We start from the raw sequence: 13,615 nt of genomic DNA, 5'->3' as shown, positions 1-13,615 counted from the left end.
TACTCAAAGGAATACCTCGACGAGGAGGTATTCATATTACTGGCTGTGTTTCGGCACGCTGTTGAGTTCTCAAAGAACACGCGCTCATCATCACGAGGCCGCCACACGGCGACTCGATCCGAGGCTGTGTCGTACTTAAGCTTTTGGTTTGAAACTTCCGACGCCCTTGGCCTCTGAGCTCAGAAGAGCTACCGGCTGGGTCTTCATCGTTTCCCGGTCACCCACTCTACCACAGTCCGTGGAAGCTTGGTTCGTGACCCCCGCCGCACTCCGTTCCGGTGTTCCCGGCCCGTTCCGCGCTGGCAGAGAGAAAGTTACACGCACGCCAACTGGGGGTCAAATCGGGGGCAACCCAGCCGCCCGCGATTAAGAAATCGCAGGTCAGCAGCCCCATACAGGACCCATCGGTCACGCTATCTCAGCCCAGATCCGCGCACACTGTGACCGCGATCACATCGAGAAAGATCGAGGGCCGCCGATCCGCAGTGGGATCGACGGCCCTCAACGACCAGAACGTGCAGGTCAGACCTCTACCTGGACGCTCGCGTTGTTGCGCTTGCCGCGCCGGAGCACCAGCCACTTGCCGTGCAGGAGGTCCGACGACGCCGGCTTCCACTCCTCGTCGGTCACCTTCGCGTTGTTCACGTACGCACCGCCCTCGTTGACCGTGCGCCGCGCGGCACCCCGGCTGTCCGCCAGCCCGGACGCCACCAGCAGGTCGACGATCGTGGGCTCGTCCGCCAGGCGCGCGGTGCCCTTCGGCGCCTCTGCCAATGCCGCTTCCAGCACCGACGCGTCGAGATCGCGGAGCTCGCCACGGCCGAACAACGCGGAAGAGGCCAGGACGACCTGCTGCGTCGCGCGCTCCCCGTGCACGAGGTCCGTGAACTCCTGTGCAAGACGCTTCTGCGCGGAACGCAGGTGCGGCTTCTCCGCGGTCTCCTTCTCCAGCTCGTCCAGCTCCTCCCTCGAGAGGAACGTGAACAGACGCAGGTAGCGGAGCACGTCGGCGTCACCGACGTTCACGAAGTACTGGTACCAGGCGTACGGCGAGGTCATCTCCGGGTCGAGCCACACGCTGCCGCCACCGGTGGACTTGCCGAACTTGCGTCCCTCGGCGTCGGTGACGAGCGGTGCGGTCAACGCGTGCACGTGCTTGCCGTCGACCCGGCGGATGAGGTCCACACCGCCGACGATGTTGCCCCACTGGTCCGAGCCGCCGACCTGCAGCGAGGTGCCGTAGCGCCGGTTGAGCTGCAGGTAGTCGTTGGACTGCAGGAGCAGGTAGCTGAACTCGGTGTACGACATGCCGTCGCTCTCGAGGCGGCGCTTCACCGTCTCGCGGGACAGCATCACGTTGACCGAGAAGTGCTTGCCCACGTCGCGCAGGAACTCGAGCGCGCTGACCTGGCTGGTCCAGTTGAGGTTGTTTTCGACGATCGCACCCGTGGGCGAGTCGTCGAACTCGACGAACCGCTCCAACTGGCCGCGGATCCGGTCGGCCCACTCGGCGATGGTGTCGAGCGGGTTCAGCGTGCGCTCACCGGTGTCGCGCGGGTCGCCGATCATGCCCGTGGCCCCGCCGGCCAGCACGATCGGCCGGTTCCCCGCGCGCTGGAAGCGACGGAGCATCAGCAGCGGGACCAGGTTGCCGGCGTGCAGCGACGGCGCCGTCGGGTCGAAACCGCAATAGAGGGTGAGCGGGCCGGCGTCCAGATCCTTGCGGAGTGCGTCTAGGTCGGTGGACGTCGCGATCAGGCCGCGCCAGGAGAGTTCGTCAAGGATGTGCTCGCTCACGCCCCTCATTGTCGCCTACCAGGTCGAACGGGTTTCCACCCGGTACGCGCACGGGTAACCGACAGTCATGACGGAGCCACGTGACGAGTTACGGCGGCCCACTGAACGCATGCCGCGCGTGAACGAACCGGTGGTGGAGGAGGTCGTCGAGCACGACGACACCTACCGCAAGGTACGGACGGTGCACACCGTCTGTGCAGTCATCGACGTCGTGTGTTGGGTGTTCGCCATCGTGCTGTTCGTGCACATCTTCCTAGTGATGGCGGACGCGAACGCCGGCAACGGGTTCTTCCAGTTCGTCGCTGGCTGGGCCAGCGGGATCACGCTCGGCCTGGACGGCCTCTTCACGCCGGCGAGCCCCAAGGCGGCGGTGCTCCTCAACGAGGGCCTGGCCGCTCTCTTGTGGTTGGTCATCGGTGCGTTGCTGACGAACCTGATCACACGGCTGGCCCTTCCGGTCGACCACCGGCGCGCCTGGTACCGCCGGACTACGGCCGTCCGCTGACCAAGCGGCGCGGCAACACCAGGCCCAGGCTCTCGGCCCAGTCGAGAGCCTGGGCCAGTGATCGTTCACCGACGAGCGTGGCGGCGGCTGGGCGCACCGTGCATCGCCTCCATTGCTCCGCGTTCAGCGTCAGGTGATCCACCTGCGGCAGCGACTCGACGTCCACATCTGCGCCGGACACGTCGAGAACCCGCAGTTTCGGCAACTTGGGCAGGTCAACGCGCGCAACGCTGACCGTGAGAGAGGTCAGACGTTCGAGCGCGGGGATGTCGGCCTCGGTCGCGGTGACGTGGAGTCGTTCCAGCGGAAGATCCGCCAGCCCGTTCAGCCGCAGGTGCCCTCCGCTCACCTTCAGATCGCGCAGGTCGGCCAGCCTCGCGAGCGGGGCGAGATCGGCGTCCCCGAGGTCGTACAAGCCGAGCTCCCGCAGCGTCGGGAACCTCGCCGCCACGTCGGCGACCGCGTCCTGGTCGTAGTCCTCGGCGGAGAAGTGCAGCATCATTCCGGGGAGGTCCGGGCGTTCGGGCGAGCGGTGCCACGCCGTCACGGACTCGGCGAGGAGCTCCAGCGGGTAGCTGTTGAGGGACGGCTGGATCACCTGGCCAACGCGACCGCGCGGACCGGGAGCGAGGTCGACGCACAGGGTCACGCCGGCCGGATACCGCACGATCGCGGACCGGTCGACGTCACCTCCGTCCGCTCGTACGGCGGAATCAGGTGCCGTGGCCGCAGTTCGAACACGAGGCTGTACGTCGGCGGCAGAAGACCGTCTTGCTGATGGATGCCTTCAGTCAGAAGTGCGGTGAACGACGACCACGGGGCCGTTCGGGCCCAACGCGACCAACGAGTCCAGGCGCCGGATGCGCGGGTTTTCCTCGCCCGGCCCGGCTGTGACCCGGTGGCCGGCGAACCCGGAGTCGCAGGTGGCGCGCAGAGTCAGGTAGTCCCAGCCGGGCTCGGCCTTCGCGGCGAGCTCGGCGGCCACCGCGGCTAGTGCCTTCTCCATGTGATCCCCCGGGACGTCGAGGGCCGTACCTTGGACCGGTGGCCGAGTACGAGTTCGACGTCGCCCCGTCGTTCGCCGAAGAAGACCGCGATCGCGTGCTGCCGATCGTCGAGCGCCTGAAGGACCTGGGCGTCAACGTCTTCTACGACGAGGACCGGCAGGTCGAGATGTGGGGCGTCGACCTCGTCGAGTACTTCTCCGAGACCTTCAGTTCGCGTGCCAGGTTCGTGCTGCTGTTCAGCTCGCAGCACTACGTCTCCGCGTGGGCACGTGTTCAACGCCGTGCGGCTCAGGCGCGCGCGTTGGAGGAACACACCGAGTACCTGCTGCCGATCCGCATCGATGACACGCCTGTGCCGGGGCTTCTGCCCACCATCGCTTATCTCGACGTGCGCAAGCACAGCGACGAGGTCATCGCACAGGCCGTTGTGCAGAAGCTGGCGCAGCACCGTGCGTCGTTCACGCCCACCACGCCGATCACCAAGCAGTCGGTCGCAGCGCTCGTCCGCGAGAAGCCGCGCGGGTGGGAGTACCTGCTCTACGTAACCGTTGTCTCGCAAGGGCTTGCGGAGCTGGAGGTGAAGTACCGGGAGCACTTCCTCCGGTACGCGCCGCGCAACGGGGAGGTCGAGCACGGCAGCGGCATCGACCTGATCCGGTCCCGCAACGTGCTGCTGAGCGAGATCATCAAGGTCGCGGTGGAGTCGGTGTTCACGGCGGACACGCAGGAGGCGGCGTTCGGAGCGCCGGGCGAGGCCGGGGATCCCACGCGGATCGTGCACCTCGGTGAGCTGTTCGTGCGGACGTTCGACGAGATCCTCGAGTGGGCGCGGCGGATCCACGCGACGAGCTACGCGCTGGAGCCCGCGCGGTACGCGGCCCGGATTCAGGCCCGGTTCGCGGATCAGCAGCTGCAGGCGATGCACGCCGTGGCACAGGATCTGCGCCGGGTCGCGGACACGTTGGTGGAGCGGTTGACGGCCGGCGAGCAGATCAACATGACCGTGCCGCTGGTGTTCGAGGTGGATCCCGCGCTGGAGCTGGAGTTCAAGGCCGCGCTGGAGCAGCTGTCCCGCTGATCAGGCCCGTCCCCGGAACACCTGATCCGGCTGTGCGGGCCCACGCTCGCGCGCCCAGTCGAGCACGCCCGCCACGGAGACCTCACCGGCGAGAGAAGCCGCGGCAGGCTGCTGGGAGCACCGCTGCCACTGTTCTGGGTTCAACACGAGGTATTCGACCTCGGGCAACGACTCGACGTCCACGTCCGCACCCGACACGTCGAGCACGCGCAACGAAGGCAGCGAGGGCAGTTCGACGCGGCCACTGCTGCGAACCACGAGAGAGGTCAGGGTCTCGCACGCCGGCAGTTCGATCTCGTCGCCCGTCACCTGAAGACGTTCCAACGGCAGATGCGCAAGCTCCCCAAGACGCAGGACCCCACCGTCCACGATCGCGAGATCGCGCACCGAGGCCAGCCTGGCGAGGTCGAGATCCTGCCCGTTGATCTCGAGCTCCTGGCCGAGGTGCCCGTAGTCCGGTTCTTCCGCAGGGGGCGCATAGCCCGTCACGGAGTCGGCCAGGTAGGTCAGCGGCACCTCCCCCGCCACCTGGATCAGCTGGCCGACCCGGCCGGCGGGACCGGGGGCGAGGTCGACGCACACCAGGTCGGCGCAGTCGGTGAACCCGATCGGTACCCACTTCAGGTTGAACGACACCAGCCGCACCGCACCGGGCGGCCCGAGGTACTGCACGGGCAGCTCCCACTCCCGCGGGTAGTACCCGAACTGGTGCGCCCAGGCGTTCCAGTAGTAGAGGATGTCGTCGATCCGGAGCAGGCGAACGTCACCGACCATCTCGGCACCGCTCGCGAACAGCTCGTGCACCTCCGCAGGCAGTGCTGCGCCGATCACCGCCTCCACCTCCGCCAACGAGGAGGCTTTGTGCTCAACCGAGCGATAACGCGGCTCCCGCACAACGGTGTAGATCGGTGGCACACTGCCCACGGCTTCGAGGATGACGTCCTCGGGCACGCGGGCCTCGAACGTGCCGTCCGCCTGCACCTGCAACTCGAAGGCGGTGCCCGGCAGCTCCACACTGATCACGTCCGCCACCGATGGATGGTGCGGGAGGGTCATCTCCTCAGCGGACGGTCCGGACGTGAGGCTCAGGCGGCACACACCTGGGCCGCAGAGGCCCCGCAGCGTGAGGAAGTCGAAGCCCGGCTCGACGGAGTCGATGAGTTCGCGCGCGACGGCAGCAAACTTGTCGTGCATGTGATCCCCCCAGAGATCGCCCCAGGAATCACACCTTAGTGCGCCGCTTTCCACCGCGTTTGTACGTCGACACAGCTGGTGAGTCGATCCAGAAGCGCCACGGCACGTCCATCGCCACTGCAACGCCGACACGGGGTCCCGAACGGACGGAAACGGCCGGCTCGCCCGCGTACAACCGCACCGGCGAGTCGGCGGACGTCAGGTCCACACCGTTCGACGCACGGTCCAGGCCGAGCACCTTGCACAGCCGCGCCGGTCCCTTGGCCAACTCGTGAGCCGAACGTGAGGCAGGACGGCGGTAGAACGCGATGTCCTCGCCCGAAACGACTTCGCCCGCGCGCAGCAGCACCGCGCCCGGAACGCCGTCGGTCAGGGAGACCACGTTGGCGCAGAAGTGCATGCCGTAGACGAAGTAGACGTAGAGAAAGCCGGCCGGGCCGAACATGACCTCGTTGCGCGGGGTCTTGCCGCGGTAGCAGTGCGACGCCGGGTCGTCGCCGCCTCGGTACGCCTCCACCTCGACGATGCGCACGCGCACGTCGCCGGCTTCCAGAAAAGAACCCAGGAGGAGCTGGGCCGCATCGACGGGGTCGACGGCCAGTTCCTCCTGGGTCAGCAGCCTAGAACTCACGTGCCGCCGCAGCCTTGGCCACCAGCGCGTCCAGCTGTTCGCGGACGCGTTCTGGGGCGGTGCCGCCGTGTGCGTTGCGCGAGGCGATGGAGCCTTCGACGGTCAGCACGGAACGCACGTCGGGCGTCAACGACGGCGAGATGGCCGCGAACTCGTCGTCCGTCAGCTCCTCCAGCCCGACGCCACGGGACTCCGCGGCACGGACACAGGCACCGGCGGCCTCGTGCGCCACGCGGAACGGAACTCCTTGGCGCACCAGCCATTCCGCGATGTCCGTCGCCAGCGTGAAGCCGGCCGGCGCAAGCGAAGCCATGCGGTCGACATCGAACCGAAGAGTCGCGACCATGCCTGCGAAGGCAGGCAACAGCAACTCCAGTTGCTCGACCGAGTCGAACAGCGGCTCCTTGTCCTCCTGCAGATCGCGGTTGTAGGCCAGCGGCTGGGCCTTCAGGGTCGCCAAAAGGCCCGCCAGGTTGCCGATCAGACGGCCCGACTTGCCACGGGCGAGCTCCGCGACGTCCGGGTTCTTTTTCTGCGGCATGATCGAGCTGCCCGTGGACCAGGCGTCGTCCAGCACGGCGAAGCGGAACTCCGCGGTCGTCCAGATGATGATCTCTTCGGCGATCCGGGAGAGGTTCACGCTGATCATCGCCAGCACGAACGCGATCTCGGCCGCGAAGTCGCGGGAGGCCGTGCCGTCGATGGAGTTCTCGACCGGTGCGTAGAAGCCCAGGTCGGCGGCCACCTTCGCGGGGTCCAGCCCCAACGAGGAACCGGCAAGGGCGCCCGAGCCGTACGGGGAGAACGCCGCGCGCTTGTCCCAGTCGTGCAGGCGGTCGACGTCACGCAGCAACGAATGCGCGTGGGCCAGCAGGTGGTGCGACAGCAGCACGGGCTGGGCGGACTGCAGGTGCGTGCGGCCCGGCATCACGGCACCGAAGTGCGTCGAGGACTGGGCGGCAAGAGCATCGACCACGTCCAGCACGCCAGCAGAAACCCGGCGAGCGGCGTCACGCAGCCACATGCGGAACAGGGTGGCGACCTGGTCGTTGCGGGAACGGCCGGCGCGGAGCTTGCCGCCGAGCTCGGCACCGGCGCGGTCGATCAGGCCGCGTTCCAGCGCCGTGTGGACGTCCTCGTCCTCCAGCACAGGCGTGAACGCGCCGGACTCGACGTCGGCCAGCAACTCGTCCAACGCCTTCTGCATGCCGGCGAGCTCTTCGTCGGTCAGCAGACCCGCTGCGTGCAGCACACGGGCGTGCGCGCGCGAGCCGGCGATGTCGTACGGCGCCAGCCGCCAGTCGAAGTGCGTCGACAGCGACAGGCGGGCCATCGCCTCGGCCGGTCCCGACTCGAACCGGCCACCCCACAAGGAACTCATTGCACGCAACTTTCAGCTAGCGAAGTCGTAAAGAGATTCTTCCGAACGGGCGACGAGACCCACCACGCGCCCCTCGTACAACGCGACGTCGACCTCACCGGAACCCGACGGCAACGCCATCCGCGCGACCCGGACCGCGACCGAACCCAGGCTGGACCTGACCACACCCGCGCGGAAGTTGAGCTCGCGGACCGCCTCGGCGACGGACACCGTCTCGCCGTCCACGGCGACGGGAACGCCGGCATCGAAGGTCAGGACGGCGTGCACGGGGTCATTCATCGCCGTTGCCCGAGGACAAAGCCGCGATCCGCTCGGCGAGCTCGGCGCCCGTCATCGGCTCGCGGGCCACGACGAGGATCGTGTCGTCGCCCGCGATCGTGCCGACGACCTCGTGCAACGCCGCACGGTCCAGCGCGGAGGCCAGGAACTGCGCGGCTCCCGGAGGAGTGCGCAGCACCGCGAGGTTCGCCGAGGAGTCGGTGGAGACCAGCAGCTCGCCCAGCACGCGCGCGAGCCGCGTGGTGCCGCCCTGCACGCCGCGCACCGGGCTGCCGTCCTCCGGGATCACGTAGATCGGCGCACCGCCGTCGGGGCCGCGCAGCTTGACCGCGCCGAGCTCGTCCAGGTCGCGCGACAACGTGGCCTGGGTGACCTCGATGCCTTCCGCGGCGAGGAGTTTCGCGAGCTCGGACTGGCTGCGGATGACGAGCTGGCTGACCATCTCGACGATGCGGCCCTGCCGTGCGGTGCGGGTCATGACGACTGCTCCAGCAACCACACGAGCAGCGCCTTCTGGGCGTGCAGGCGGTTTTCGGCCTCCTGCCACACCAGCGACTGCGGACCGTCGAGCACGTCGTCGGTGATCTCCCAGCCGCGGTGCGCCGGCAGGCAGTGCAGCACGGTCGAGTCCGGCTTTCCGGTCGCCTCCAGCAACGAGGCGTTGACCTGGTACGGGCGGAACGGGCCGACGCGGTCCTTGCCGTCGTTCTCCTGGCCCATCGACGTCCACGTGTCGGTGACCAGCACGTCCGCACCGTCGACCGACTCACGCGGATCGCTGATCAACGCCACCGAACCACCGGTCTCGGCAGCACGCTTCTTGGCGTCCTCCAGGAACTGCGGGTTCGGCACGAAGCCGGCGGGCGCACCGATCCGGACGTGCATGCCCGCCGTGGCGCCGCCGAGCAGCAACGAGTGCGACATGTTGTTGGCGCCGTCGCCCAGGTACGTCAGCGTCAAGCCGGCCAACTTGCCATAACGACGACGAATCGTCTGCAGGTCAGCGAGAACCTGGCACGGGTGGAACTCGTCGGTCAGCGCGTTGACCACGGGAACGCGCGAAACGCTGGCCATGGCTTCGATGCGCGCCTGGGCGAACGTCCGCCACACCACGGCGTCGACGTAGCCGGACAGGATCCGGGACGTGTCCTCGATCGTCTCCTCGCGGCCCAGCTGCATCGAGCGGCCGTCGATGATCACCGGGTTGCCGCCGAGCTGCGCGATGCCGACCTCGAACGACAGCCGCGTCCTGGTCGAGTTCTTCTCGAAGATCACGGCGACGGCCTTGGGGCCCGCCAACGGTTTCGCGGTGAACCGGTCCGCCTTGTACGCGTCCGCGAGGTCCAGCACCGCCGCCTGCTCGGCAGGAGTCAGGTCGTCGTCACGGAGAAAGTGCCGCAAAGTCACTGCTGCTCCTCAAAGAAGGTCGGCAACGCGGCCACGAACGCCTGCGCGTCGGATTCGTCCAGGATCAGCGGCGGCGCCAGGCGGATCACGTCGGGCTGGATGGGGTTGATCAGGTAGCCGGCCTGTTGCGCGGCCGCCGCGGCCTTCGCCGAGACCGCCTCGCGCAGCATGATGCCGAGCAGCAGGCCGGCTCCCCGCACCCCGGAGATCGCCGGGTGGTGCAACGCCTCCACCCCGGCCGCGATCTCCTTGCCCACGGCTGAGGCGTGCTCCAGCAAGCCTTCCGCGGCGATCGTGTCGAGCACCGCGAGGGCGGCCGCGCAGCACACGGGGTTGCCACCGAACGTGGTGCCGTGGTGGCCGGGCTGGAACAGGTCGGCCGCCGCGCCGAAGCCGATCGTGACGCCCAGCGGCAGACCACCGCCGATGCCCTTGGCCAGCGTCATGACGTCCGGCACGATCCCGGCCTGCTGGAACGCGAACCACGTGCCGAGGCGGCCGACGCCGGTCTGCACCTCGTCCAGGACGAACAAAGCACCGTGCTCGGCCGTGATCCGGCGTGCCTCCTGCAGGTAGCCCTCCGGCGGCAGGACGACGCCCATCTCACCCTGGATCGGCTCGACGATGAACGCGGCCGTGTCGTCGTCGATCGCCGCTTCCAACGCCGCCACGTCGCCGAACGGGATGTGCGAAACGCCAGGCACCAACGGCTCGAACGGCGTCTTCTTGCCGGGCTGACCGGTCAACGACAACGCGCCCATCGTGCGGCCGTGGAAGCCGCCGATGGTGGCCACGACCTTGGTGCGGCCGGTGCGGCGCGACATCTTGAGCGCCGCCTCGTTCGCCTCGGCGCCGGAGTTGCAGAAGAACACCTTGCCCGGCACGCCGCACAGGTCCAGCAGCCGCTCGGCCAGCAGCAACGCCGGCTCGTTGACGTAGAGGTTCGACGTGTGGCCGATGGTCGAGATCTGGCGGGTGACCGCCTCGACGATCTTCGGGTGCGCATGTCCCAGGGCGTTGACCGCGATGCCGGTCAGCAGATCCAGGTAGCGGTTGCCGTCGGTGTCCCAGACGTAGGCGCCCTCACCGCGCGCCAACGCCAGCTGAGGCGTGCCGTAGTTGTCCATCATGGACTGTTGCCAGCGCGTGGTCATTTGTCCCCCAACACCATCGTGCCCACACCAGAGGAGGTGAAGACTTCGAGCAACACCGAGTGGGCCAGCCGGCCGTCGATCACGTGCGCCTGCGGAACTCCACCGCGCACCGCCCGCAGGCAGGCCTCCATCTTCGGCACCATGCCGCTTTCCAGGTCCGGCAACATCTTCTCGAGCTCGGTGGCGTGCACCTGGTGCAGCAGCGACGACTTGTCCGGCCAGTTCGAGTACAGGCCCTCGACGTCGGTCAGCACGACGAGCTTCTCCGCACCCAACGCGACGGCCAGCGCACCCGCCGCCGTGTCCGCGTTCACGTTGTGCGGCACGCCGTTGATGTCCGGCGCCACCGACGACACGACCGGGATCCGGCCCGCACGCACGATGTCTAGCACCGAGTCCGGGTTGACCTCGGTGATGTCGCCGACGAGACCGATGTCGACCTCTTCGCCGTCGACAACAGCGCCACGACGCGTTGCCGTGAACAGGTGCGCGTCCTCACCGGAGATGCCGACCGCGTACGGACCGTGCTGGTTGATCAGCCCGACGAGCTCACGTCCGACCTGACCGACCAGGACCATCCGCACGACGTCCATGGCTTCGGGTGTCGTGACGCGCAAACCGCCGCGGAACTCGCTGTGGATGCCGAGCTTGTCCAGCATCGACTTGATCTGCGGGCCACCACCGTGCACGACGACCGGGCGCAGGCCGCACAGCCGCAGGAACACCATGTCCTCGGCGAACGCCTTCTTCAGCTCGTCGTCGACCATCGCGTTGCCGCCGTACTTGACGACGACCAGAGCGCCCCGGAAGCGCTGCAACCACGGCAGCGCCTCGACGAGGACCGCCGCCTTTTCTTGTGCGTTCATGAGGAGTAAGCGCTGTTCTCTTCGACGTAGTCGTGGGACAGGTCAGTCGTCAACACCGTGGCTTCCGCCTCACCGACGTTGAGGTCGATGACGATCTCGATCTCGCGGCCGGACAGGTCGGCCTCTGATCGGTCGCGGTCACGGGTTCCGTTGCGGTACAACGACACGCCGTTGATCAGGATCTGCAGCACGTCCGGGTCGATCTGGGCGTCCGCGCGGCCCAGCGCCATCGCGATGCGACCCCAGTTCGGGTCGCTGCCGAACAACGCGGTCTTCACCAGGTTGTCCTCGGCGATCGTCCGTCCGATGTGGACGGCCTCGGCCTCGGTGGCGGCCTGCTTGACGGTGATGCTGATTTCCTTCGTCACACCCTCGGCGTCGCCCTGGAGCTGCTTGACGAGGTCGGCGGAGACCTCGGTCAGCAACGCGACGAAGTCCTCGAACGAGGGCTCGACACCCGAAGCGCCGGAAGCCAAAACCAGCACGGTGTCGTTGGTGGACGTGCCGCCGTCGACGTCGAGCCGGTCGAACGTGCGGCCAGTGGCGAGGCGCAGCGCCTTGTCCAGCTGGTCACCGGAGATCTTGGCGTCGGTGGTGATCACCGACAGCATCGTGGCCATGTTCGGCGCGAGCATGCCCGCGCCCTTCACGAACCCGCCGACCGACCAGCCCTGCTCGGACGTCTTCCACGACTGCTTGGGGCGGCTGTCTGTCGTCATGACTCCGGTGGCGGCGTTGAGACCCGCCTGGTCCGTGGAGTCCAGTTCCTTGGCGGCGTTCTCGACGCCGGTAAGGATCTTGTCCATCGGCAGGCGCTCACCGATCAGGCCGGTGGAGCAGACCGCGACGTCGACGGCACCGACGCCGAGCACCTCGGCGACCTTCTCCGCGGTCTGATGCGTGTCCTGGAAACCCTCGGGACCGGTGCACGCGTTGGCGCCGCCGGAGTTGAGCACGACCGCGGAGAGGCGTCGCGACTGGATCACCTGCTGCGACCACAACACCGGCGCCGCCTTCACCTTGTTCGTGGTGAAGACGCCCGCGGCGGCGTCGGACGGCCCGTCGTTCACGACGAGCGTGAGATCGAGAGCACCGGATTCCTTGATCCCGGCGGCGATCCCGGCGGCCCGGAAGCCCTGGGGTCCGGTGACGCCCTTGTTGCGGTTCACGGAGCGACTCCAACGGTCGAGAGGCCGGTCGTTTCCGGCAGGCCGAGAGCGAGGTTCATGCACTGGACAGCGGCACCAGCGGTGCCCTTGGCCAGGTTGTCGACGGCGGCCACGACCACGAGCCGGCCCAGGTCCTCGTCGACGGTGACTTGCATCTGGACGGCGTTCGAACCGAGAACCGCGTTCGTCGTCGGCCAGAAACCTTCAGGAAGCAGGTGCACGAACGGCTCGTTCGCGTACGCCTTCTCGTAGGCCTCGCGAACACCGGAAACGTCCTTCAGAGAAGCCGTGCAGGTCGCGAGGATGCCGCGGGACATCGGCGCGAGCACCGGCGTGAAGCTGACCTTGATCGGACGGCCGGCCGCGGCACTCAGGTTCTGGGTGATCTCCGGCGTGTGCCGATGGGCGCCACCGACGCCGTATGCACTGGCGGAGCCCATGACCTCGGAACCGAGCAGGTTCGGCTTGAGCGCCTTGCCCGCACCGGACGTGCCCGACACGGCGACGATGACGACCTCGTCCTCGATCAGGTCGACGGCCGGCGCGAGCGCCAGCGAGGACACCGTCGGGTAGCAGCCGGGCACGGCGACCCGGCGCGCGTTGACCAGCTCGTCCCGCTGACCGGGCAGCTCCGGCAGCCCGTACGGCCAGGAGCCCGCGTGCTCGCCTCCGTACCAGCGCGTCCAGTCGTCCGCGCTGGTCAGCCGGTGGTCGGCGCCGCAGTCGATCACCACGGTGTCGTCGCCGAGTTGCTCGGCCAGCTCGGCTGAGTGACCGTGGGGAAGTGCGAGGAACACCACGTCGTGCCCCTTGAGGGTCTCGACTGTGGTGTCTTGGAGTCGTCGGTCCGCGAGCGGCAGGAGGTGCGGCTGGTGCTTGAGCAACGGGTCACCGGCGCTGCTGTTGGCGGTCAGCGCGCCGATCTCGACGTCCGGATGAGCCAGTAGCAGGCGGAGCAGCTCGCCACCCGCGTATCCGCTGGCTCCCGCGACCGCGATCCTCACTGTCATACGCATGATTATGCACGGTCATGCAAACCCACTCAACATCAACCGGACCGCGGACGTGTGATCTGTGGCCGGGTGGCCACCCATCGAGGCCACCTGGCGCTGTGGCCTGATCACGCGAGTCCACGATGATGATCGGC

At 68.0% G+C, this 13,615-nt stretch carries 15 protein-coding genes; 2 read left to right on the top strand and 13 right to left on the bottom strand.

Features of this window, described 5'->3' with window-relative positions:
• Nucleotides 1-522 precede the first annotated feature (522 nt).
• Nucleotides 523-1,797: a tyrosine--tRNA ligase gene (gene tyrS / locus DI276_RS48060; protein ID WP_112276934.1), complete on the bottom strand. Its 1,275-nt coding sequence runs from the start codon at nt 1,795-1,797 to the stop codon at nt 523-525.
• Nucleotides 1,798-1,906: 109 nt separating this feature from the next.
• Here tyrS and DI276_RS48055 point away from each other — a divergent pair, with 109 nt between their 5' ends.
• A complete protein-coding gene (locus DI276_RS48055) occupies nt 1,907-2,302 on the top strand; it encodes a hypothetical protein (protein WP_198681357.1) in 396 nt (131 codons plus the stop codon).
• Here DI276_RS48055 and DI276_RS48050 read toward each other — a convergent pair.
• Nucleotides 2,286-2,951: a leucine-rich repeat domain-containing protein gene (locus DI276_RS48050; protein ID WP_232837428.1), complete on the bottom strand. Its 666-nt coding sequence runs from the start codon at nt 2,949-2,951 to the stop codon at nt 2,286-2,288. The genes DI276_RS48055 and DI276_RS48050 overlap by 17 nt on opposite strands.
• Before the next feature lie 138 nt (nt 2,952-3,089).
• Nucleotides 3,090-3,308: a hypothetical protein gene (locus DI276_RS48045; protein ID WP_157985396.1), complete on the bottom strand. Its 219-nt coding sequence runs from the start codon at nt 3,306-3,308 to the stop codon at nt 3,090-3,092.
• Nucleotides 3,309-3,346: 38 nt separating this feature from the next.
• Here DI276_RS48045 and DI276_RS48040 point away from each other — a divergent pair, with 38 nt between their 5' ends.
• Nucleotides 3,347-4,387 carry a toll/interleukin-1 receptor domain-containing protein gene (locus tag DI276_RS48040; RefSeq protein ID WP_157985395.1) on the top strand — a complete coding sequence of 347 codons (1,041 nt, stop codon included), beginning with the start codon at nt 3,347-3,349 and terminating at the stop codon, nt 4,385-4,387.
• On the opposite strand, the gene DI276_RS48035 is transcribed toward DI276_RS48040, so the two are convergent.
• The 10 genes from DI276_RS48035 to argC are packed head-to-tail and all read right to left on the bottom strand — an operon-like array spanning nt 4,388 to nt 13,478.
• On the bottom strand, nt 4,388-5,581 hold the full coding sequence (locus tag DI276_RS48035; protein ID WP_112276924.1) for an SMI1/KNR4 family protein: 1,194 nt from the start codon (nt 5,579-5,581) through the stop codon (nt 4,388-4,390).
• A 28-nt stretch (nt 5,582-5,609) separates the two neighbouring features.
• Nucleotides 5,610-6,212, bottom strand: a complete 603-nt coding sequence (locus DI276_RS48030; RefSeq protein WP_232837427.1) for a DNA-3-methyladenine glycosylase — start codon at nt 6,210-6,212, stop codon at nt 5,610-5,612.
• The gene (argH, locus tag DI276_RS48025) at nt 6,202-7,593 is read right to left on the bottom strand and encodes an argininosuccinate lyase (RefSeq protein ID WP_112276922.1); all 1,392 of its coding nucleotides are present in this window, start codon (nt 7,591-7,593) and stop codon (nt 6,202-6,204) included. Before argH ends, DI276_RS48030 begins: the two co-directional genes overlap by 11 nt.
• 12 nt (nt 7,594-7,605) lie before the next feature.
• Nucleotides 7,606-7,872 carry an argininosuccinate synthase gene (locus DI276_RS53580; RefSeq protein ID WP_112276920.1) on the bottom strand — a complete coding sequence of 89 codons (267 nt, stop codon included), beginning with the start codon at nt 7,870-7,872 and terminating at the stop codon, nt 7,606-7,608.
• The gene (locus tag DI276_RS48015) at nt 7,865-8,350 is read right to left on the bottom strand and encodes an arginine repressor (protein ID WP_045317131.1); all 486 of its coding nucleotides are present in this window, start codon (nt 8,348-8,350) and stop codon (nt 7,865-7,867) included. The genes DI276_RS53580 and DI276_RS48015 overlap by 8 nt, the downstream gene beginning before the upstream one ends.
• Nucleotides 8,347-9,279, bottom strand: coding sequence for an ornithine carbamoyltransferase (gene argF / locus DI276_RS48010; RefSeq protein WP_112276918.1), 933 nt, complete (start codon nt 9,277-9,279; stop codon nt 8,347-8,349). The genes DI276_RS48015 and argF overlap by 4 nt, the downstream gene beginning before the upstream one ends.
• Nucleotides 9,276-10,433 (bottom strand): acetylornithine transaminase, encoded by a 1,158-nt coding sequence (locus tag DI276_RS48005; RefSeq protein WP_112276916.1) that lies wholly within the window; start codon nt 10,431-10,433, stop codon nt 9,276-9,278. Before DI276_RS48005 ends, argF begins: the two co-directional genes overlap by 4 nt.
• Nucleotides 10,430-11,299 (bottom strand): acetylglutamate kinase, encoded by an 870-nt coding sequence (gene argB / locus DI276_RS48000; protein ID WP_112276914.1) that lies wholly within the window; start codon nt 11,297-11,299, stop codon nt 10,430-10,432. The genes DI276_RS48005 and argB overlap by 4 nt, the downstream gene beginning before the upstream one ends.
• Entirely contained in the window at nt 11,296-12,468 is a 1,173-nt protein-coding gene (argJ, locus tag DI276_RS47995) for a bifunctional glutamate N-acetyltransferase/amino-acid acetyltransferase ArgJ (RefSeq protein ID WP_112276912.1), read from the bottom strand. Before argJ ends, argB begins: the two co-directional genes overlap by 4 nt.
• Entirely contained in the window at nt 12,465-13,478 is a 1,014-nt protein-coding gene (gene argC / locus DI276_RS47990) for an N-acetyl-gamma-glutamyl-phosphate reductase (protein ID WP_112276910.1), read from the bottom strand. The genes argJ and argC overlap by 4 nt, the downstream gene beginning before the upstream one ends.
• Nucleotides 13,479-13,615: the final 137 nt, after the last annotated feature.

The sequence above is a fragment of the Lentzea terrae genome (genome assembly GCF_003265345.1).
Taxonomy (GTDB): Bacteria; Actinomycetota; Actinomycetes; order Mycobacteriales; family Pseudonocardiaceae; genus Lentzea; species Lentzea terrae.
Note: the sequence above shows the minus strand (reverse complement) of the source record. Positions and strands in the feature narration are given on the sequence as shown.

What these genes read in the sequence shown, in the direction of transcription:
- DI276_RS48055 (WP_198681357.1), top strand. Translation starts at nt 1,907, where the DNA reads ATGCCGCGCGTGAACGAACCGGTGGTGGAGGAGGTCGTCGAGCACGAC.
- DI276_RS48045 (WP_157985396.1), bottom strand. Translation starts at nt 3,308, where the DNA reads ATGGAGAAGGCACTAGCCGCGGTGGCCGCCGAGCTCGCCGCGAAGGCC.
- DI276_RS48035 (WP_112276924.1), bottom strand. Translation starts at nt 5,581, where the DNA reads ATGCACGACAAGTTTGCTGCCGTCGCGCGCGAACTCATCGACTCCGTC.
- argH (WP_112276922.1), bottom strand. Translation starts at nt 7,593, where the DNA reads ATGAGTTCCTTGTGGGGTGGCCGGTTCGAGTCGGGACCGGCCGAGGCG.
- DI276_RS53580 (WP_112276920.1), bottom strand. Translation starts at nt 7,872, where the DNA reads ATGAATGACCCCGTGCACGCCGTCCTGACCTTCGATGCCGGCGTTCCC.
- DI276_RS48015 (WP_045317131.1), bottom strand. Translation starts at nt 8,350, where the DNA reads ATGACCCGCACCGCACGGCAGGGCCGCATCGTCGAGATGGTCAGCCAG.
- DI276_RS48005 (WP_112276916.1), bottom strand. Translation starts at nt 10,433, where the DNA reads ATGACCACGCGCTGGCAACAGTCCATGATGGACAACTACGGCACGCCT.
- argB (WP_112276914.1), bottom strand. Translation starts at nt 11,299, where the DNA reads ATGAACGCACAAGAAAAGGCGGCGGTCCTCGTCGAGGCGCTGCCGTGG.
- argC (WP_112276910.1), bottom strand. Translation starts at nt 13,478, where the DNA reads ATGACAGTGAGGATCGCGGTCGCGGGAGCCAGCGGATACGCGGGTGGC.